Origin of the sequence: Planomicrobium sp. YIM 101495 (genome assembly GCF_009707665.1) — a bacterium.
Taxonomy (GTDB): domain Bacteria; phylum Bacillota; class Bacilli; order Bacillales_A; family Planococcaceae; genus Planococcus.
In genome coordinates this window covers 34,120-53,197 of the sequence record NZ_WLZW01000006.1, presented here as the reverse complement: position 1 = coordinate 53,197, position 19,078 = coordinate 34,120, and the positions used below count along the sequence as shown (strand labels likewise).

The following is a 19,078-nucleotide window of genomic DNA, read 5'->3' as shown; positions in this document are numbered from 1 at the left end:
TACAAATATATAATCAATAATATTCATCAGAATGAATATTTACTCTCAAAACGTAATTTATATACAAGCTAAAAGAATAAGACAACAAAGCAAACCGCTCTGTTCTCTATCACTTATAGAAAAGAAGGTGCACATTCATGCCGAAAGAAACGAACATTCAGAAAGTTCTGGTCATCGGTTCAGGTGCCATAGTCATCGGCCAAGCTGCTGAATTCGATTATGCCGGCACTCAAGCTTGTCTCGCTTTGAAAGAAGAAGGGTGCGAAGTCATACTCGTTAACAACAACCCCGCGACGATCATGACGGACGACCGCATCTCCGATAAAGTTTACTTCGAGCCTCTGACACCCGGGAGCATCACCCGTATCATCGAAAAAGAACGGCCTGACAGCTTACTTGCAACGGTCGGCGGCCAGACGGGATTGACCATCGCGATGGAACTTTCAGCTTCCGGAATTTTGGCAAAATACGGCGTATCGCTCCTCGGCACACCGATGACAGGAATCAAGCAAGCGGAAGATCGCCAGAAGTTCCGTACATTGATGCATACATTGAATCAGCCGGTCCCAGCCAGTGACATCATTTATTCTACCGAACAAGCGCTGCAGTTCGCGGCAACTGCAGGCTATCCACTGATCGTGCGTCCTGCCTATACACTCGGCGGCTTTGGCGGAGGCATTGCAGCGGACGAGAGCAGCTTCCTCGAACTTGTCCGACAAGGGCTCTCTGCCAGCCCAATCGGCCAATGTCTCGTGGAAGTGAGCATTGCAGGTTATAAAGAAATCGAATACGAAGTGATGCGCGATGCTTCCGGTACATGCATCACGATCTGTAACATGGAAAACTTGGACCCGGTCGGTGTTCATACGGGCGATTCGATCGTTGCCGCACCGAGTCAGACATTGACGGACCAAGAGCGCCACATGTTGCGCGGCGCTTCCATCACTATTATCGAAGCGCTCGGCATCATAGGGGCATGTAACGTCCAGTTTGCCCTGCACCCGGAAGATTCCACTTACTATTTGATCGAAGTCAACCCGCGTGTCAGCCGTTCGTCGGCACTCGCTTCCAAAGCGACGGGCTATCCGATCGCCAAAATCGCAGCAAAACTTGCACTCGGCTACAAGCTCGAAGAATTGACGAACCCGGCGAACGATTCGAAGTCCGCCTCTTTTGAACCAGTTCTCGATTATGTTGCAGTCAAAATTCCGCGCTGGCCATTCGATCAATTTCCGGCAGCCAACCGAACACTTGGCACGCAGATGAAAGCGACGGGCGAAGTGATGGCGATCGAGCAAAATATCGAAGCGGCTCTCCAAAAAGCAATCCGATCGCTGGAATTGCCACTTGATGGTTTCCGGCTTCCTGCTCTGCAAGCTATGACGAAAGAAGAGCTTTATCATCTCGCACACCATGTGGATGATCGCCGGCTGTTTGTCCTGTTCGAATTGCTGATTCTCGGAGAAAGCTGCGAAGCGCTACAGGAACTGACAGGCATCACACCATTCTTCCTTCAAGCACTCGAACACATCGCCAATGAATGGAGCACTCTCCAAACGGTCGACTGGCATGCGGTCAAAGCGGATCAACTACAAGCGGCGAAAAAGCTCGGCTTCAGTGACCAGCAGCTGGCGGACATGTGGGCGGTCGCCCCGCAACAAGTCGCACAGCGCCGAAAAGACTGGTCCATCCTTCCTTCCTATCGGATGATCGACACGTGCGCAGCCGAATTCAAATCGGAAACGAACTATTTCTACTCCACTTGGTGCGGTGCGTCCGACGAGCGCCAAAGCCAAGCGAAGAAAGTAGCAGTCATCGGCTCCGGCCCAATCCGTATCGGTCAAGGCATCGAATTCGACTATTGCTGTGTGCATAGCGTACTCGCCGCACAAAAACTCGGCTACGAAGCAATCATGATCAACAACAACCCCGAAACGGTATCGACCGACTTCGAAATCGCCGATGCTCTGTACTTCGAACCGCTTACAGCGGAAGACATCTTGCATGTACTGGAATTCGAAGGCATCGATCAAGTCATCCTGCAGTTCGGTGGCCAGACGTCCTTGAACCTCGCGGAAGAAATGGAACAAGCCGGACTCACAGTACTTGGCTCTTCTGCACAACTGCTCGACCAAATGGAAGACCGCGACCGTTTCTACCAGTTCCTGAATTCCATCGGTCTGGAAAGCATCCCGAGCTTCACCGTACAAACTGCCGCTGAAGTGCCGGCCTTTGCTGCCAAACTCGGTTACCCGGTCCTGCTCCGCCCGTCCTACGTGATCGGTGGCAGCGGTATGGCCGTATTCCACAGTGAAACGGAATTGGTGGATTGGCTCGAGCATACGGAGATGTCATTCCCACTGCTCGTCGATCACTTCATCATCGGCAAAGAAGCAGAGATCGATGTGTTGAGTGACGGAAAACAAGTATGGATCTCTTCAGTTTTCGAACACCTCGAAGGTACCGGTGTTCACTCAGGCGACAGCTTATCTGTCACGCCACCTGTTACCTTATCCATTGAAGAGATCGGAAAGATGACGGACGTGGCGACAAAAATCGCACAGCAAATCGACTTCATCGGTCTATTCAATATTCAATTCGTTTTCGAAGACGGAGAATTGTACGTCATGGAAATCAACCCACGTGCATCCCGTACCGTTCCAATCAGCTCGAAAGTGACCGGCGTCCCGCTTGTCCAGCACGCCACGTCCTTGATGCTCGGTGTCCCATTCAACGATCTCGCGATTGAGAGCACGTACAACGGACAGCCGGAATACACGGTCAAAGCACCGGTCTTCTCACACATTAAGCTGCCTGGCCTGTCCCCCGTGCTGTCACCGAAGATGATGTCGACTGGCGAAGTCATTGGCTCCGCTGCTTCATCAGCTGAAGCGTTGCAAAAAGCGCTAATTGGCAGTACAGCAGGACTCGCAGACTTATTGAAAACCGGTACTGTGTTCATCGCTGATTCTTCCGTTGAAACTGCGGACACTGCATTTTGGAAAGAGCACGGCTTCACAGTCGTCACAGCGGCAAATCAGCCGTTCGACCAATGGATCCAATCAGATAATAAAAAAGCATATATCGACTTTCACGCGCAACAAGCGGATCAGCATCCACAAACTGCAGCAGTCCACCGTATACATGTGTGGACACGCCCAGAAACCGCAGCGGCATTCAAACGTTTCATCCAATCAAGCGCCCCAACTAAAAAAGGAGTGTATGTCTAAATGGCAACCGTTTACCAGACCATCCCACAACTCAGCCAGCCGCATTTGTTAACGCTGGCTGACTACAGCGCACAAGAAATCTTGGATCTTTTGGACTTAGCAATCAAAATGAAAAAGCCAGAGAACAAGCACCGTCCCCTCTTACAAGGGAAAATTCTCGGCATGATTTTCGAGAAGTCATCGACACGTACACGTATCTCCTTCGAAGCGGGCATGCTCCAGCTTGGCGGACACGCGATGTATTTGAACACACAAGACACGCAGCTCGGTCGCGGGGAAACTTATGGCGACACAGCGCGTATCCTGTCCGGTTACTTGGATGGCGTCATGATCCGTACATTCAAGCAAGAAGCGGTTGTCGAGCTTGCGACAAACAGTACAGTTCCGGTCATCAACGGACTAACTGACGATTACCACCCGTGCCAAGTGCTTGCGGATTTCATGACTATCCTGGAAGTGTTCGGTACTTTGAAAGGCAAGAAGTTCGCTTACATAGGCGACGCTAACAACATGTCCAATTCCTTGATGATCGGCGCGGCAAAAGTCGGCATGGACTTGTCCATAGCTACACCTGCCGGCTATGCGCCGAACCAATGGGTCATTGACGCAGCGGAAGGGTTCGCGAAAGAAAGCGGCGCTACGCTGACGATTACGACAGATCCGAAAGAAGCGGTGAATGATGCGCATATCATCTATACGGATGTGTGGGCGAGTATGGGGCAAGAAGAGGAAGCAGCTGAACGACTGGCACACTTCGAAGGGTTCCAGGTGAACGAAGCGCTCACAGCACTGGCCGATCCGAATTACATCTTTATGCACTGCTTGCCAGCACACCGCGAAGAAGAAGTGACGACCGCGGTTCTTGAAGGGCCGCATTCCGTCGTCTTCCAAGAGGCTGAAAACCGCCTGCACGCGCAAAAGGCACTGCTTGTAGCATTGATGGCCGATCCGAGCATCGAGATTTGATTGTTGTGGAGTGGGCGTCGCAATGGCAAGCGCTTGCGGCTTAAGGACATGGCTCCCGGGATAAGCCGAGCTGAAAACCGCTCGTCTTATCCCTCCACCATGTCCAGGCCAGCCACTTCGCTGGGGTGTGGGTTAAATTGGAGTATGGAGACAGGTAGTGTTTCTTTCTAATTTCAATGTTTCATAGTTGCTTGGCGGCTGACTACGTAGGCCACTGGGATTCTTAGTTGGTGAGTGGAAAAGGGAAAGGGCTTTCTTTTTATTATGAAGAGTTCTTGAACAGTTTGAAATTATTCATTGAATCTGGTGAAATGCGATATCAAGTGCGTGAAGGGCGATATGAAGGTTACGAAATGCGATATCGAACACGTGAAGTGCGATATGAATCTGGTGAAATGCGATATTGGACAAGCAGAGTTCTTTTTCCCTGGTCAAGTCGATGCCAAATTCCAAATGGATACCCTCCTGAACTCACCGCCTACTATTCGACACCTTCTGATTGAAAGCAACGAAGTCTGCTACGCCAGATTCATCCAACTCACAAAAATTCTATTCCTCTTCTCTTGTCAAAGGAGCGGAGCCGGAATGGAAGAGTGAGCACGCGCCGGAGGAGCAGTGAAGGAGCATAGCGACTGAGTGACTGAGCGACTCTTAGAGACCCCACAGGTTGCGCAAGCGACCGAGGAGGCTCGGGTCAGCGTCTCCAGCGTGCGAAGCTCTGGAATGCAGGGCAGCCGTTCTCCAATTACATCACCCACACAACAAGAGAGGGCCAGAACAACGACTCGTGGTTTTGGCCCTCCTCCTATTCCCGAACCCTCACGCTTCATCATCGATGAATTCGGGTTCGACTTTCTCGGTTTTTTCTTCTCTCAGAATCGTATACATCTGTGCCGTTTCTTCTTTCTTCGCCATTTCTTTCAACTGGTCGATGCGGACAGTCACAATTTTTTGGCCGAAGCGGATCTGCAGCTCGTCGTTTTCTTTGACGACTGTGCTCGCTTTCGCTTTTGTTCCATTGATCATCACACGTCCTTGGTCCGCCACTTGCTTGGCGAGTGTGCGGCGCTTGATCAGCCGTGATACTTTCATGAATTTATCGAGTCTCATGTTCGTTCCTCCTGTTCGCGCGCTTTCGCGTCGTTCCAGAAGCCGTCCAGCTGCTCAAGTGTATAATCTCCGAACTCCCCTGTGCCTTCCTGGACTTGCTGTTCGACATACGAAAAGCGTCTGCGGAATTTTTGGTTGGCTTGCACCATCGCCTGCTCCGGTGACAGGCCATGGAAGCGAGCAAGATTGACGAGCGTGAAAAGGACATCGCCCAACTCATCCAGCTGGCTGTCCTTCGTTCCTTTCTCCACTTCATCACGGAATTCCTGCCACTCTTCCGCAAACTTCGTCCATGCACCTTCTGCATCTCTCCAACTGAATCCGACACCAGCGGCTTTTTTCTGGAAATTGTAAGACGTCAGCAATGAAGAAGCCGCTCGTTCCTGACCATCCAGTAACGAGAGGGTTTCTCCTTTTTCAGCCGTCTTGATCGCTTGCCAATTGGCAGTTACTTCTTCGGCTGTAGCCGCCTCGGTATCAGCGAACACATGTGGGTGGCGACGGATCATTTTAGCCGTGATCGATGCCAGCACATCTTCCAGCTGGAAGAAGCCATTGTCTTCCCCGATCTGGGCATGCAAAAACACTTGCAGCAACACATCCCCAAGCTCTTCGATGATTGCATCGTCATCCTGCTCCTCGATCGCTTGCAGCAGCTCATGCGCTTCCTCCAGCAAATACGGGCGCAGCGATTCATGCGTTTGTTCACGGTCCCACGGACAACCGTCCGGACCACGCAGCGTCGCGATGACATCGCGGAATGTTTGCCATTCCTTCAAGCGGTCTTCTTGCTCCGTTGCAGGTGGTACGTAAATGGTCGTCAAATTGTCGATTTCCATCGCACGGTCCAGCTCGTATAAAGGCAAGGTGCGGAGCTTTTCATTTGCCGAACCGGCAGCGGTCACAATCGTCACCGGGTAATCGTCGGTGTATTTCTCCATCAGCGTCAGTTTCACTTCGGATGCACTGAACGAATCGTACACTTGCGCGATGAGCAGATGCTGATTCATGTGCACTTGTCCACTTGAGAACGCCACGCCGTCTACTAGCTGGAAGCCTTCGATCGGATCGATGCGAAGTGCGCCAAAAATCGGGTCGAGAAAGCTTTGTCCCCCTTCGATGTTTAAGTGACAGCGGCCTTCTTCTTCCGCTTTAATCAACAACTGCACGGTTTGTTCGGCCACTAACGGGTGACCTGGCACTGCGTAGTACACCGTGCCTTGTTGTGCTGCGGCGATTAACGTTTCTGCAATCTCTACATAGACTGGTCTAAACTGGTCGTATTTTTCATACACAGTATCGAAGGATGAGAACGTCTGCCCTTCTTCCGCGAGTTCAGCCAGTACGGGATGATCGTTGGTCCGCACATAGAGCGGTGTCGCTTGTTTAAGTTTCTTGTAGACTCCGAGCGGCATTTGATCAAGATCACCTGCTCCGAGTCCAATAATATGAATCTGATTCATTCTATCCCTCTTTTCTGTCGGTTACTTCGCAACTTCAATTGAAAAGCTGCCATTTTACGGCCAAGCGGCACACTGTACCATTGCCGTTCCGTGATGACACGGCTTGTTGCAATGATTGTTAAAAAGATGATGGCGCCAAAAGGCACAGCAGTCAGTGCTGTCAATGAAGCACCAGTACGGCCGCTGCCAAATACGAAGCGATCGGCAACTGTCGCCCACGCTGTCGTTCCCGCGACCATTACGATTGTGGCAAACAACAGCCAGCCGTAATAACGGAGCGGGGCAAATCGGATGGACCAGTGGCGCTTGAAGCTAATGAACAAACCTATTGCACTGAGTGCTAGCCCGATATTGCCGGCCGTTGCCGCCCCTGTGATGCCCCATAACGGGATAAGCAGCGCATTCCCCACCACTTTCAGTCCAAGGCCTGCAAGCAGCCATAGAACCGGAAGAAATAGCTTGCCGATGCCTTGGAGAAGCGATGTCAGGACTAATGACAGCGATAGCCAAATGATTTGCCACGAAAAGACAATCAACGCGAACGAACCGGTCCGCGAGCCGAACAGCATTTCATTGACGTATGGCATCACAGCGGTCAGTCCGCCTGCTGCAGCTGCCGCAAACAAAAACGACATCCTGTAAGATAGCGCAGCATATGTCGCCGCTTTGGCAAGATCATTCTTTTTCTTCATTTCAGCGACGAGTGGCACAATCGACAGAACGAGTGAACTCGCGATGACGATGCCAAACTGAACGAGCGGTTGTGCCCGGTCGTACACTCCTTTTTGTTCCATGGCGGTCATGCGTTCTGTCCCGCTCTCTGTCAGCAGACGGAAAACGGTGAAGGAATCGACCAGCTGAAATAAGAGGAGAATCAATGAACTGACACTGATGCTTATACTGATAGCAGCAAGCTGCTTGATAATCGGGTAGCGTTTGATTGTCGCGCCATTTTTCAAAGCGAGCCGGTCAAACGACGGGCGGCGGTATGGCAATAGGAATAGAACCGCTGCTGCGCCACCTGCCACTGCACCAAAAATCGCTGTTTGGCCTGCATGATAAAGCGTCCCGCCCTGGGCAAGTACGATCCACGTACCGATAAGAATGACGGCGACGCGGACCATTTGTTCACCTACTTGCGCAACAGCGATCGGCTGCATTTGGCCTGCCGCTTGTAGCCGCCCTTTCACGAGTGCCGCAACTGGCATGAATAGCGCGGCAAAAGCGCCGGTCTTCAGGAGTGGCGCCAGCACCGGGTCTCCCATCCAATGTGCCAGTCGGTCGGAGCCGAAATATAGCATAGCAAACCAAAGGATGGACAATGCCATCAAGAAACCTAAGGCCGTTTTTTCAATGGCCCGATGGACTGACGGGTCGTGGTCCGCCAATAGCTTCGAGACCGCTACAGCAAGCCCATAAGTCGTCCACACCGCGAAAATCCCGACAAACGGATAAATTTGCTGGTAAATATAGAAGCCTTGGTCGCCCACCATGTTCTGGAATGGCACACGGTAGAGCGCACTGAGCAATTTCACGAGAATGCCGGCCATCGCTAGCCAAACCGCCCCTTGCATAAACTTCTTCATCTTTCGCTGTTCTGCCAAGGAGCTTCCCTCGCTTTCCACCGTTCACTCTGCCGCTTTTTGATCCTGCAACGTTTCCGGCAATAGTTTCATCATGCTCTCCAATACGTCGAATGGATGCTGTTTCTTCGTTTTCTTCTCATCGATAGTCATCGTCAGCTTCGTTCCGGCCATGCCGAAATTGACAGCCCGGTCAAACGTGCTCGCTTTTTGGTACAGCTCGCCGATTTTGATCTTGGCTGTTCCTTGTTCCGTAAAACGGACTGTGATGATCGGTCCGTTTTGCTTGATGGATTCCGCTCCGACTTGGCGCGCCCATACTTTCATGCGCGCGATGCGCAATAAACGATCCGTCTCAAGCGGCAGATCGCCGAAACGGTCGATCAGCTCTTCCTGGAGGTCAAGCATCTCTTCTTCGCTTTCGACTGCCTTCACGCGCTTGTACATTTGGATTTTTTGGAAGCCGTCCGGAATATACGTATCCGGAATATAGGCATCGAGTGCAAGGGAGATTTCCGTTTCCAGCTCTTCTTCTTTTTTGACACCGCTCTGCCGCTCATCGATTGCATCCTGCAGCATTTGCGAATACAGATCGAAGCCGACCGAGTCGATAAAACCGTGCTGCTGGGAGCCAAGTAAGTTCCCTGCCCCGCGGATCGTCAAGTCGCGCATGGCGATTTTGAAGCCTGAGCCGAGCTCAGTGAATTCCTTGATCGCCATTAGTCGCTTCTCTGCCACTTCGCTCAAGATCTTATCTCGCTGGTACATGAAATAAGCGTAAGCGACGCGGTTCGAGCGTCCGACGCGTCCTCGTAATTGGTAAAGCTGGGACAGCCCCATTCGGTCCGCATCCTGGATGATCAATGTGTTGACGTTTGGAATATCGATTCCTGTTTCGATGATCGTCGTCGTCACAAGCACATCGTATTCCCCTTCTAGAAACGCGATGATGACCGATTCCAACTCAGTCTCCGTCATTTGTCCGTGCGCATAACCGACGCGCGCTTCCGGCACCAACGACTGGATTTCCTCGACTTTCCGCGTCATGTCTTCGACGCGGTTATATAAATAAAACGTCTGGCCACCGCGTGCCATCTCCCGTTCGATCGCTTCGCGCACAAGTGCGCCGTTATGCTCCATCACATAGCTCTGCACAGGGAACCGGTTCGCTGGTGGTGTTTCGATGACAGACAGGTCCCGGACCCCGATCATCGACATGTGCAACGTCCGCGGAATCGGCGTTGCTGTCAGTGTCAGGACGTCGACATTCGTTTTCATCTGTTTGATTTTCTCTTTATGTGTCACTCCGAAGCGCTGCTCTTCATCGACGATGAGCAAGCCGAGATCTTTATAGGCAATGTCTTTCGAAAGAATGCGGTGAGTGCCGACGACGACATCGACCGTCCCATTCTTTAAACCTTTCAACGTTTCGGTTTGTTGTTTTTTCGTACGGAAGCGGCTCAACAAGCCGACTTCCACCGGATAATCCTTGAAGCGCTCCATCATCGTTTCGAAATGTTGTTGTGCGAGGATGGTCGTCGGAACAAGAAATGCGACTTGCTTACCGTCAAGGACTGCCTTGAACGCCGCACGTACCGCCACTTCTGTCTTGCCGTAACCGACATCTCCACAAAGAAGGCGATCCATCGGGCGTTCCCGCTCCATGTCGCGCTTCACTTCGCCGATCGAACGCAATTGATCGACCGTTTCCTCGTAAGGGAATTCCGCTTCGAATTGCTGCTGCATGTCTTGGTCGACGGAGAACGCGAAACCTTTTTGTGCTTCCCGCTCTGCATAAAGCTTAATCAAGTCATCCGCAATATCCTGGACGGCTTTCGAAACTTTACGACGCGTTTTTTGCCACTCCGCTCCGCCCATCTTATGAAGCTTCGGCTCTTTTTCCTCGGACGCGACATATTTCTGGATCAGATCGATCTGGTCGACCGGGACGAACAGCTTGTCTTCGCCTTTGTAGACGATGTGCAAGTAGTCTTTATGCACGCCGCTGACTTCAAGCGTTTCCATCCCAATATATTTCCCGATCCCGTGATGCACATGGACAATGTAATCGCCCGGCTTGATCTCAGAATAGCTCTTAATGCGCTCGGCATTCGTCAGCTTTTGCGGACGTGCTTTTTTCTTCGCCTGTTTCTTGAACAACTCGGCATCCGTAATGACTGCCAAACGCTGCAGCGGCATCTCGAAGCCGCCCGACATGGAACCGTCCACGAGATACATGACCCCTGGGACTGTCAGACTGCCTTCCTCGTAAAACGCCGCTTCCATCTGGTAATCGCTGAGCACTTCACGGACTTTCTCCATCCGCTCCGTGCCTTTGGCTAAGACGAAAACAGTGAAGTTGCTGATCTTCCAACGTTCCGCCTCTGCTTTCAATAAATGCATCTGACCGTGGAACGATTGCATCGGCTTGCAGGAGTATGCGATGGAACGTTTTATTTGGACGCCCGGGAATGTCCGGACGAATAGCGAGATGTAAACACGTCGCTGAACAATGTGTTGCAAGGCCGTTTTAAATGGTCGGGCAAGCTCCATGCCGTGCAGGAATTTCCCTTCCTCGAGCATCGATAGCATCCAGTCGGCTTCTTCTCGCTCGAGCGTCTCGACCATTTCCTGGATCCGGCCGAGCTCGTCGAATAGAATGATGCCATCATCCGCAAAGTAATCCGTTAAGAACGACGTCTGTGTCTCGGACAGTGCCGCGTATTTCACAGACTGCTCAGGTGCATCCCCTTGTCGCAGCATGTCAACATCGTGCTGTGTATGCAACAACAAGGCTTCTTTCGTTTCATCCATCTTGACTTTTTTCAGTGTTTTTGCCAATTGGCCTTCGATGCGGTCTGCCAGCGCTGCCTTTTCCGTTTCCGGCAAGATCCATTCGGAAGCCGGAAGCACCGTCAGCGTCTTCGCTTTTCCGAGCGAGCGTTGGTCTTCCGCCGAAAAGCTGCGGATGGAATCCACTTCCGTGTCGAACAGTTCAATGCGTGCCGGGTGATCGAAGTTCAATGGATAGATGTCCAAGATTCCGCCGCGCAAGGCAAATTCACCTGGCGCAGTGACCATCGATGCGCGTGAATAGCCCATCGCAACGAGCTGCTGCAGCCAGTAGTCGATATCCAGCTCAGTACCTTCTTCTGTCCGGAGCGTCATCTCCCGCCACTGGCTCTTCGCCGGAAGCCGTTTTCTCAGCGCTGCGGCCGGCACAATGTAGATGCCTTTGCCGATACTTTCCATATGGCTCAGTGTGTCGATGCGCTGTGCGCGCAGTTCCGGTCCGGAAAAGGACAATTCCGCTGCGATCAGCTCGTCTGCCGGGTAGAGATGAACCATCTCGTCTTCTGACAGTCTGATTAAATCGTCGTAAAGACGCTGTGCATGCAGCAAGTTCGGCGTCACTATCATCATCGGCTTGTTCGTGCCGCGGGAAATTGCTTCGAAATAAAGGGCTCTGGCACTGCCTGATAAGCCGGAAACAAGCTGCTGATCAGCGCCTGTGTTCAATTCTTCAATCAGTCTTTGCAGGTTTTGGTCGTTTGAAAAAGATCGTAATATCGGGTCCATCCATCGTTCCTCCTCCCCAATGTCAACAGAAAAAAGCTCTGAACGCTGCGCGTCAAAGCAAGGTCATCCGTTATATTGGTTCATCACTTCTATAAATGGCTTGTTCAGCCAGTATTCACAAGCATCTGCACTTTTCTTCACGGCATCATCAAGCAATGGCCGTTCATCTTTCATGAATCGTCCCAGCACATAATCCGGCACTTTCATTCCGGCAGGCGGGCGTCCGATTCCGATACGCATCCGGTTAAAGTTAGGCGTGCCAAGATGCTGGAGCAATGACTTGATGCCATTATGTCCACCAGCGCTGCCTTTTTGGCGAAGGCGCAATTGGCCAGGTGGCAAATCGAGATCATCATAGACAACGACGATATCTTCAATGTCGATGTCGTAGTACTCCATTAATGGCTTAACGCTTTCTCCTGACAAATTCATGTAGGTGAGCGGCTTCAAGAGCACCACTTTGCCTTCAGGACGATGGACTACCGCGTATGCCCCTTTAAATTTCGACTGGATGAGCGGTGCATTCCATCTGTTTGCCAGCTCATCAATCGTCTCGAAGCCAATGTTGTGCCGTGTCTTATCATAAGGTTTGCCCGGATTGCCGAGCCCAATAATCAATTTCATCCGCGTTCTTCCTTTTCAATTCAGTCGATTTCCTAACTTCCGATCTTTAAAACAGAAAAAGAGGGGCTGTCCCGAGACAGCCCCTTGTTCTTTTTCATCTCATCATTTTTCTTCTTCGTCAGCGCCGATGACTTCCGGTTCTGCTCCTTCAGCAGCAGCATCTTCCAGTTCATCCAACTCTTCTTGTGAACGTGGGGCAGTGATCGCAACAAGCGTGAAATCGTCTTCATCAAGGATTTCGTAGGAGACTTTACTACGAATATCCCCGACTGTCAGACTTTCACCGATTGCAAGCTCTGACACATCCACTTCCACTGCATCCGGGATATCTGATGGTTTCACGCGGATTGTGATTTCACGGTTAGGCTGCGTCACCGTACCGCCTTCTTTTTCACCTGGGGCTTCCCCTACCAAGTGAACCGATGTAGCTACTTCCAGCTCTTCGGTCATATTGATTGCAAGGAAGTCCACGTGCTTGAAATTGCCTTTCAATGCATCGCGCTGATAATCACTCAAAACGACGTTGAACGATTTGCCTTCCACATCAAGACTGATGACACCGTTCCGTCCTGTTTCACGCAATGTCTTCACTAAGTCGCTTTCAGTTACCGAGACGGTCAACGAATCGGTCTTATATCCATAAAGGACGCCTGGCACTTCACCTGCTGTGCGCAAAGCCGTTAATGTCGAATGTGGTGTACCCTGTTCTCTCTTTTTTGCCTTCATTTTTGTACTCATTCCATTTCACCCTCCAGTAATTTTTAGAAACACGATTAGTAGTAATATACCCTAAACCTTCCTAAGCCAAACCTTTGGACAGAAGAGCCGTCAGTGAATCAATCGAATAAAGTAGAGACGGATTTCTGTTCGTGTACGCGAACAATTGTTTCTGCAAGCAATTTCGCAACAGACAATTGCTTGATCTTGCCGATGTGTTTCTCTTCAGGAAGTGCAATCGAGTTCGTGACGATCAATTCTTTGATGACCGAATCGTTGATGCGCTGAACTGCCGGTCCTGAAAGAACCGGGTGCGTACAGCAAGCATATACTTCTTTCGCACCGCTCTCGATCAATGCTTGTGCAGCGATTGAAATCGTTCCTGCCGTATCGATGATGTCGTCGATGATGATTGCTGTTTTGCCTTCTACGTTCCCGACGATGTTCATCACCTCTGCGACGTTCGGACGCGGCCGGCGCTTATCGATGATTGCGATCGGCGCTTTCAGGCGATCGGCCATCTTACGCGCGCGCGTTACACCACCGTGGTCAGGCGAGACGACGATGACATCTTCAAGATCAATTGAAGATTCATTCAGGAAATAATCGGAAATCAATGGAACTGCAATCAAATGGTCAATCAAGATGTCGAAGAATCCTTGGATTTGCGGTGCATGCAAATCCAATACAATGACGCGTGTCGCTCCTGCAGTTTCCAGCAAGTTCGCTACAAGCTTCGCCGTAATCGGTTCGCGTGAACGTGCTTTACGGTCTTGGCGTGCATAGCCATAGTAAGGCATGACGACGTTGACTGTGCGTGCAGATGCACGCTTCACTGCATCCACCATGATCAATAGTTCCATCAAGTTTTCGTTGACGGGCTGTGAAGTGGACTGGACGATGAACACGTCGCACCCTCGGATACTTTCTTCGATATTGATCTGAATTTCTCCATCACTGAAATGTGTAACGGAACTTTTGCCAAGCGGCAAGCCGACGTGCTCTGCAATTTCCTGAGCAAGTGCCTCGTTCGAGTTTAATGAAAAGATTTTCAACTTCGTATTTGCCGCATCAATTTGATAACCCATTCGGTGCGTACCTCCCAATTATTTCCTGTTTATTTTTTTTGCATAGCCTTCTTTATTCTCTTGGCGGGAACGCGCAATCGCCAACGAATCTTCTGGTACATCCTTGGAGATGGTCGAGCCTGCAGCTACATACGATCCTTTGCCGACAGTCACCGGTGCAATCAAGTTCGAGTTGCATCCGATGAAGGAATCGTCTTCGATTGTTGTCAGGTGCTTGTTCTTGCCATCATAGTTCACTGTAATCGTTCCGCAGCCGATGTTGACGTTCGTGCCGACGTGCGCATCGCCGATATAGCTCAGATGGGAGACTTTGCTGTTGTTGCCAAGCTCCGATTTCTTCACTTCGACGAAGTTGCCGATCTTCACTTCATCCCCAAGCTGGCTGTCCGGGCGAATGTGTGCGAACGGACCGACTTTTGTTTCGTTGCCGACCGTGCTTTGCAGGACGACGGACGAATGGATCGTCGTGCCATCACCGATCCGGCTGTCGACGATTTGGCTGTTCGGGCCGATCAAGCAATCTTCACCGATTACTGTCGCGCCTTCGATCATGACGTTCGGCTGCAGCACCGTGTCAGCGCCGATTACCGCTTCGGCACTGATGAATGCTGTCGCCGGGTCGATGATTGTCACGCCTGCACGCATGTGCTTCTCGGCAATGCGTGCGCGCATCGTGTTCTCAGCTTGGCTGAGTGCGACGCGGTCATTGACGCCAAGCGTCTCTTCGAAACTGTCTGTCGCATAGGCAGAGATGGTCGCGCCTTCATTCTTCAGAATCTCGATGACATCCGGCAAATAATATTCGCCTTGGGCATTTTCATTGGACACTTTCTTCAATGCTGTAAATAACGCTTCGTTGTCGAAGCAGTACGTGCCGGTATTGATTTCTTTCACTTGCTGCTCTTCGGCAGAAGCATCTTTTTGTTCGATGACCTTCGCGACATGCCCTTCTTCGTTCCGGATGATGCGGCCATAGCCGGTCGGGTCATCCGCAAGTGCTGTCAGGATCGTTGCTTTCGCGTTCGTCTCTTTATGGTGGGCAAGCAAATTCTCCATCGTTTCCGGACGGATGAGCGGTGTATCTCCGCAGACGACCAAAGTCGTTCCTTCCAGTCCTTCGATCATGGATGCAGCTTGCTGGACCGCATGAGCTGTACCGAGCTGCTCTTCCTGCAGCGCATACTCACTCATCTCCCCTAATTGCTCTTTCACTTTTTCTGCGCCGTGTCCGACGATTGTGACTGTTTTCGCGACATCCAACTGACGGATGTTGCGTGCCACATGTTCAACCATCGGCATACCGCAGACAGGATGCAACACTTTATAAAGTTTTGACTTCATGCGGGTTCCTTGACCAGCAGCCAAGATCACTGCGTATGTATGAGTCATATTTTAATCCTCCGTCGTCAAAATGGATTTGAAGTTCAGCTTACAGATAATCTTTCCGGATTTTGGAAGTGCGTCTAAATCAAGTTTTCAGCTGTTTACGCTGTTATTAACTATATAGGAAAAAATGATGTATTTCAAGGAACGGGATGATGACAAAGCCTTGACAAAAATGACATAAGAAAAAGAGCCTCTTTTTATGAAAGGCTCTTCGGCTTGGGAGATTATACGCCGGCTTCTTCATAAACCGGATCATTTTCGCTTTGTTCATAGGCCGTCAGGACGGCTTGCTGGAGTTTGGAGCGGGTGTCAGAATTAATAGGATGCGCAATATCACGGAATTCCCCGTCCGGTGTCCGTTTGCTTGGCATTGCCACAAACAGTCCACCATTCCCGTCGATCACCCGAATATCATGAATCACGAACTCATCGTCCAGGGTGATGGAAGCGATCGCACGCATTCTTCCCTCGGTTTGGACACGGCGAAGCCTTACGTCAGTAACTTCCATTCTTTCACCACCTCTCTTAGCTGCAATTTACTGTCACTCTAATCACTATTCGCCTAAGACTTCCTTATTCCTGCCGATAAACTCAGATTTGAAAGAAAATTTCTTCAATTAAAAAGATAGAAGAAAAAAACAGCAACTCTGCGATATTTGCAGAAGTGCTGTAATCGTTAGTTATGCATTTACAAGTGCTATGACTTCGATTTCGACTTTGGCGTCTTTTGGCAGGCGCGCTACTTCAACCGTGGAACGTGCCGGCTTATGATCGCCGAAATAAGATGCGTAAATTTCGTTCAGCTCTGCAAAGTCGTTTATGTCCTTGATGAACACAGTGGTCTTGACCACTTGGTCCAATGAGCTTCCTGCTTCAGCCAGAACCGCCTTCAAGTTCGCAAACACTTGGTGCGTCTGTTCAGTGATCGTTCCGTCTACGAATTGGCCATCCGCCTTCAACGGAATCTGTCCGGAACTGTAAAACATGCCGTTCACCACGATGCCTTGCGAGTATGGGCCGATTGCTGCCGCCGCTTGATCTGTCACTACGTATTTCATCTCATCGTCCTCCGTCTGTTAAGTAGTTTCCTTGTTGCAATTCAATGGACCGCTCTTTTTCATCGACGCTTGTCAATTTCACAAGCGACAAGTAATCGTCCACGAGACATTCATCCGCATGCTCCGCTTCTACGAGTACAGCTACTCCTGCCAGCGTACAATCAAATTCTTCCAGCAAATTCTTCATGCCGTTCATCGTACCGCCGACTTTCATGAAGTCATCCATGATTAAGACGCGCTGTCCGCTTTTCATGCTTCGCTTAGAGAGCACCATCGTCTGGATACGCCGTGAAGAGCCTGATACGTAATTGATGCTGACCGTCGATCCTTCCGTCACTTTGCTGTCTCTGCGCACGATGACGACCGGTACGTTCAAATGTCTTGCCGTTGCTTGGGCGATCGGAATCCCTTTTGTCGCGACCGTCATGATGGCATCGATTTTCTGATCAGCAAATGCAGAGGCAAATACTTTCCCGACACGATTCATCATGCGCGGATTGCCGAGGACGTCCGTCAAATACAAATAGCCGCCTGGCAATAATCGGTCCGAATGGCTTAATTCCTCCAGCAGTTCATCTACCACTTCTTGGACGGCGGTATCCCGCAGCTTCGGCACGAATTTCACACCGCCCGCTGCACCAGGTACCGTCTGCAGAATGCCGATGCCTTTTTCCTCGAACGTCTCCTTGATGATGCCGAGGTCTTCACTTATCGAAGATTTGGCAGATTCGTACAGATCCGAGAAATACGTCAGCGGAATCAACGTATGGGGATGGTCCAGCAAATAATGCGTCATATCAACAAGTCGTTCACTGCGTTTCCATTTCATGGCTACCTCTCCTAAATCCGAATGTTTAAAGCAAACCTACCATAAACATACGCTTTTAAGCAAGTATCTCCCGCTCCCCGATCATCCGTACAGCATATACTTCCGAACAAAAACCGCGAAGACCATTATAGATGCGTGAAATTCTTGCTTCTTGCTGGACCAGTCCGAAGACGGTCGGGCCGCTGCCACTCATCAAGACCGCGTCCGCACCGAATTTCTTCATGTGATCTTTGATTTGCTGCACTTCAGGATGCATGCCGAGTGTCACGCTTTCCAGCGCATTCCCGAGATTGTCGCACATCGCTTCGTAGTCGCCGGCATGGAGCGCTTCGATCATCGCTTGAGTGTCGGGATGATCCGCAGTCTCAGGATTGAATGCGCCATAAACTTCTGCAGTAGAGACCCCGATTGTCGGCTTCGCCAAAATGACCCAGCAATGCGGTGGTGCCGGCAGTGCTTCGATGATTTCGCCACGTCCTGTGGCAAGTGCCGTACCGCCGTAGACGCAGAATGAAACATCCGAGCCGATCTTCGCGCCAAGCTCCGCCAGTTCGTCCAATGACAGATTAAGCTGCCATAGGCGGTTCAGCCCTTTCAATGTAGCAGCTGCATCACTCGAGCCGCCTGCAAGTCCTGCAGCGACCGGAATCTGTTTTTCCAAGGAAATGATGACACCGGTTTTGATGCCGAATGTATTTTTGATCAGTTCGGCTGCCTGGTAGGCAAGGTTGCGGGAATCATTCGGGACGAAACGGTCGTCCGAACGGATGTGGATGCCACTCGCCGTACCCATCAAGCCGATCCGGTCCGCCAAATCGACGGTCGTCATGATCATTTCGACTTCATGGTAGTTGTCGGACCGCTTGTGCAGCACATCTAATGTTAAGTTGATTTTGGCAGGTGCTTTCACATAAAGCATGTTACACAGACTCCTTTGTCCATAAGTTCAGTTTCGTGCGAATGCAGTTCCGATATTCCGTAAAATGGCGCTTTCTTCCCGGCCTTTCAGCAATAGCATTCCCTCGCTTAACTTAATGGATGGGTTAATGGAGACTATTTTAACATATGCAGGGGGTGGATGGAAAAGCTGTGAAAATAGAAAAAACTCACAGAGGCGACGATCGCCCTCTGTGAGCATAAAAAATATGGAAATAAAATTAATGATTATCTAATAACGAGTGCTTCTGCTTCTTCTTCTTCGTAGACTGTAATCTCTACGGCTTCTGTTAAGATGTCTGCGTAGCTGTAAGAAACACGTTCAAACGCATGTTCATCCTGGTCAAGCTCAATGACAAATACGGAATGATATGTTTCTCTCAAAATCCCGGCCCGTTCGACCGTTTTCTTGCGACCTCCGTTTGCTTTTAACACCAAACGTTTTCCTAAATGCAAATCCATCGACCTTTTAATATCCGCCAAAGTTTTAGGCATTTATCTACACCTCA

At 50.6% G+C, this 19,078-nt stretch carries 16 protein-coding genes; 2 read left to right on the top strand and 14 right to left on the bottom strand.

The annotated features are described in order from the left end of the window. Positions 1 to 137: 137 nt before the first annotated feature. Positions 138 to 3,230, top strand: coding sequence for a carbamoyl-phosphate synthase (glutamine-hydrolyzing) large subunit (locus GIW82_RS14145; RefSeq protein WP_154750605.1), 3,093 nt, complete (start codon positions 138 to 140; stop codon positions 3,228 to 3,230). Beyond that, complete coding sequence (gene argF, locus GIW82_RS14140; protein WP_154750604.1) at positions 3,231 to 4,196, top strand: ornithine carbamoyltransferase; 966 nt, start codon at positions 3,231 to 3,233, stop codon at positions 4,194 to 4,196. A 294-nt stretch (positions 4,197 to 4,490) separates the two neighbouring features. On the opposite strand, the gene GIW82_RS14135 is transcribed toward argF, so the two are convergent. From GIW82_RS14135 to veg, 14 genes are all read right to left on the bottom strand, one after another. After that, on the bottom strand, positions 4,491 to 4,649 hold the full coding sequence (locus GIW82_RS14135; protein WP_154750603.1) for a hypothetical protein: 159 nt from the start codon (positions 4,647 to 4,649) through the stop codon (positions 4,491 to 4,493). Positions 4,650 to 5,015: 366 nt separating this feature from the next. Continuing rightward, the gene (locus GIW82_RS14130; RefSeq protein WP_154750602.1) at positions 5,016 to 5,306 is read right to left on the bottom strand and encodes an RNA-binding S4 domain-containing protein; all 291 of its coding nucleotides are present in this window, start codon (positions 5,304 to 5,306) and stop codon (positions 5,016 to 5,018) included. After that, positions 5,303 to 6,769 (bottom strand): bifunctional methyltransferase/pyrophosphohydrolase YabN, encoded by a 1,467-nt coding sequence (gene yabN, locus GIW82_RS14125; protein WP_154750601.1) that lies wholly within the window; start codon positions 6,767 to 6,769, stop codon positions 5,303 to 5,305. The genes GIW82_RS14130 and yabN overlap by 4 nt, the downstream gene beginning before the upstream one ends. Beyond that, entirely contained in the window at positions 6,766 to 8,355 is a 1,590-nt protein-coding gene (locus GIW82_RS14120; RefSeq protein WP_154750621.1) for a putative polysaccharide biosynthesis protein, read from the bottom strand. The genes yabN and GIW82_RS14120 overlap by 4 nt, the downstream gene beginning before the upstream one ends. Before the next feature lie 42 nt (positions 8,356 to 8,397). Then, complete coding sequence (gene mfd, locus GIW82_RS14115) at positions 8,398 to 11,931, bottom strand: transcription-repair coupling factor (RefSeq protein ID WP_154750600.1); 3,534 nt, start codon at positions 11,929 to 11,931, stop codon at positions 8,398 to 8,400. Between the two features lie 63 nt (positions 11,932 to 11,994). Then, entirely contained in the window at positions 11,995 to 12,555 is a 561-nt protein-coding gene (gene pth, locus GIW82_RS14110; protein ID WP_154750599.1) for an aminoacyl-tRNA hydrolase, read from the bottom strand. Positions 12,556 to 12,657: 102 nt separating this feature from the next. Beyond that, on the bottom strand, positions 12,658 to 13,293 hold the full coding sequence (locus tag GIW82_RS14105; protein WP_154750598.1) for a 50S ribosomal protein L25/general stress protein Ctc: 636 nt from the start codon (positions 13,291 to 13,293) through the stop codon (positions 12,658 to 12,660). 98 nt (positions 13,294 to 13,391) lie between these two features. Then, positions 13,392 to 14,360, bottom strand: a complete 969-nt coding sequence (locus GIW82_RS14100; protein ID WP_154750597.1) for a ribose-phosphate diphosphokinase — start codon at positions 14,358 to 14,360, stop codon at positions 13,392 to 13,394. Positions 14,361 to 14,378: 18 nt separating this feature from the next. Beyond that, a complete protein-coding gene (gene glmU / locus GIW82_RS14095) occupies positions 14,379 to 15,749 on the bottom strand; it encodes a bifunctional UDP-N-acetylglucosamine diphosphorylase/glucosamine-1-phosphate N-acetyltransferase GlmU (RefSeq protein ID WP_154750596.1) in 1,371 nt (456 codons plus the stop codon). 221 nt (positions 15,750 to 15,970) lie between these two features. Next, the gene (gene spoVG, locus GIW82_RS14090) at positions 15,971 to 16,255 is read right to left on the bottom strand and encodes a septation regulator SpoVG (RefSeq protein WP_154750595.1); all 285 of its coding nucleotides are present in this window, start codon (positions 16,253 to 16,255) and stop codon (positions 15,971 to 15,973) included. Positions 16,256 to 16,426: 171 nt separating this feature from the next. After that, positions 16,427 to 16,804, bottom strand: a complete 378-nt coding sequence (locus GIW82_RS14085; protein WP_154750594.1) for a RidA family protein — start codon at positions 16,802 to 16,804, stop codon at positions 16,427 to 16,429. Between the two features lies 1 nt (position 16,805). Then, on the bottom strand, positions 16,806 to 17,633 hold the full coding sequence (gene purR / locus GIW82_RS14080; RefSeq protein WP_154750593.1) for a pur operon repressor: 828 nt from the start codon (positions 17,631 to 17,633) through the stop codon (positions 16,806 to 16,808). Positions 17,634 to 17,688: 55 nt separating this feature from the next. Next, positions 17,689 to 18,552: a 4-(cytidine 5'-diphospho)-2-C-methyl-D-erythritol kinase gene (ispE, locus tag GIW82_RS14075; RefSeq protein ID WP_154750592.1), complete on the bottom strand. Its 864-nt coding sequence runs from the start codon at positions 18,550 to 18,552 to the stop codon at positions 17,689 to 17,691. 245 nt (positions 18,553 to 18,797) lie between these two features. After that, positions 18,798 to 19,064 (bottom strand): biofilm formation stimulator Veg, encoded by a 267-nt coding sequence (gene veg, locus GIW82_RS14070; protein ID WP_154750591.1) that lies wholly within the window; start codon positions 19,062 to 19,064, stop codon positions 18,798 to 18,800. Between the last annotated feature and the right edge of the window lie 14 nt (positions 19,065 to 19,078).

Bases quoted from the DNA above. Each gene is read 5' to 3' on its own strand.
- argF (WP_154750604.1), top strand. From the start codon at position 3,231: ATGGCAACCGTTTACCAGACCATCCCACAACTCAGCCAGCCGCATTTG.
- ispE (WP_154750592.1), bottom strand. From the start codon at position 18,552: ATGCTTTATGTGAAAGCACCTGCCAAAATCAACTTAACATTAGATGTG.
- pth (WP_154750599.1), bottom strand. From the start codon at position 12,555: ATGAAATTGATTATTGGGCTCGGCAATCCGGGCAAACCTTATGATAAG.
- veg (WP_154750591.1), bottom strand. From the start codon at position 19,064: ATGCCTAAAACTTTGGCGGATATTAAAAGGTCGATGGATTTGCATTTA.
- glmU (WP_154750596.1), bottom strand. From the start codon at position 15,749: ATGACTCATACATACGCAGTGATCTTGGCTGCTGGTCAAGGAACCCGC.
- GIW82_RS14120 (WP_154750621.1), bottom strand. From the start codon at position 8,355: ATGAAGAAGTTTATGCAAGGGGCGGTTTGGCTAGCGATGGCCGGCATT.
- purR (WP_154750593.1), bottom strand. From the start codon at position 17,633: ATGAAATGGAAACGCAGTGAACGACTTGTTGATATGACGCATTATTTG.
- yabN (WP_154750601.1), bottom strand. From the start codon at position 6,769: ATGAATCAGATTCATATTATTGGACTCGGAGCAGGTGATCTTGATCAA.
- GIW82_RS14100 (WP_154750597.1), bottom strand. From the start codon at position 14,360: ATGGGTTATCAAATTGATGCGGCAAATACGAAGTTGAAAATCTTTTCA.
- mfd (WP_154750600.1), bottom strand. From the start codon at position 11,931: ATGGACCCGATATTACGATCTTTTTCAAACGACCAAAACCTGCAAAGA.
- GIW82_RS14085 (WP_154750594.1), bottom strand. From the start codon at position 16,804: ATGAAATACGTAGTGACAGATCAAGCGGCGGCAGCAATCGGCCCATAC.
- GIW82_RS14145 (WP_154750605.1), top strand. From the start codon at position 138: ATGCCGAAAGAAACGAACATTCAGAAAGTTCTGGTCATCGGTTCAGGT.
- GIW82_RS14105 (WP_154750598.1), bottom strand. From the start codon at position 13,293: ATGAGTACAAAAATGAAGGCAAAAAAGAGAGAACAGGGTACACCACAT.
- GIW82_RS14130 (WP_154750602.1), bottom strand. From the start codon at position 5,306: ATGAGACTCGATAAATTCATGAAAGTATCACGGCTGATCAAGCGCCGC.
- spoVG (WP_154750595.1), bottom strand. From the start codon at position 16,255: ATGGAAGTTACTGACGTAAGGCTTCGCCGTGTCCAAACCGAGGGAAGA.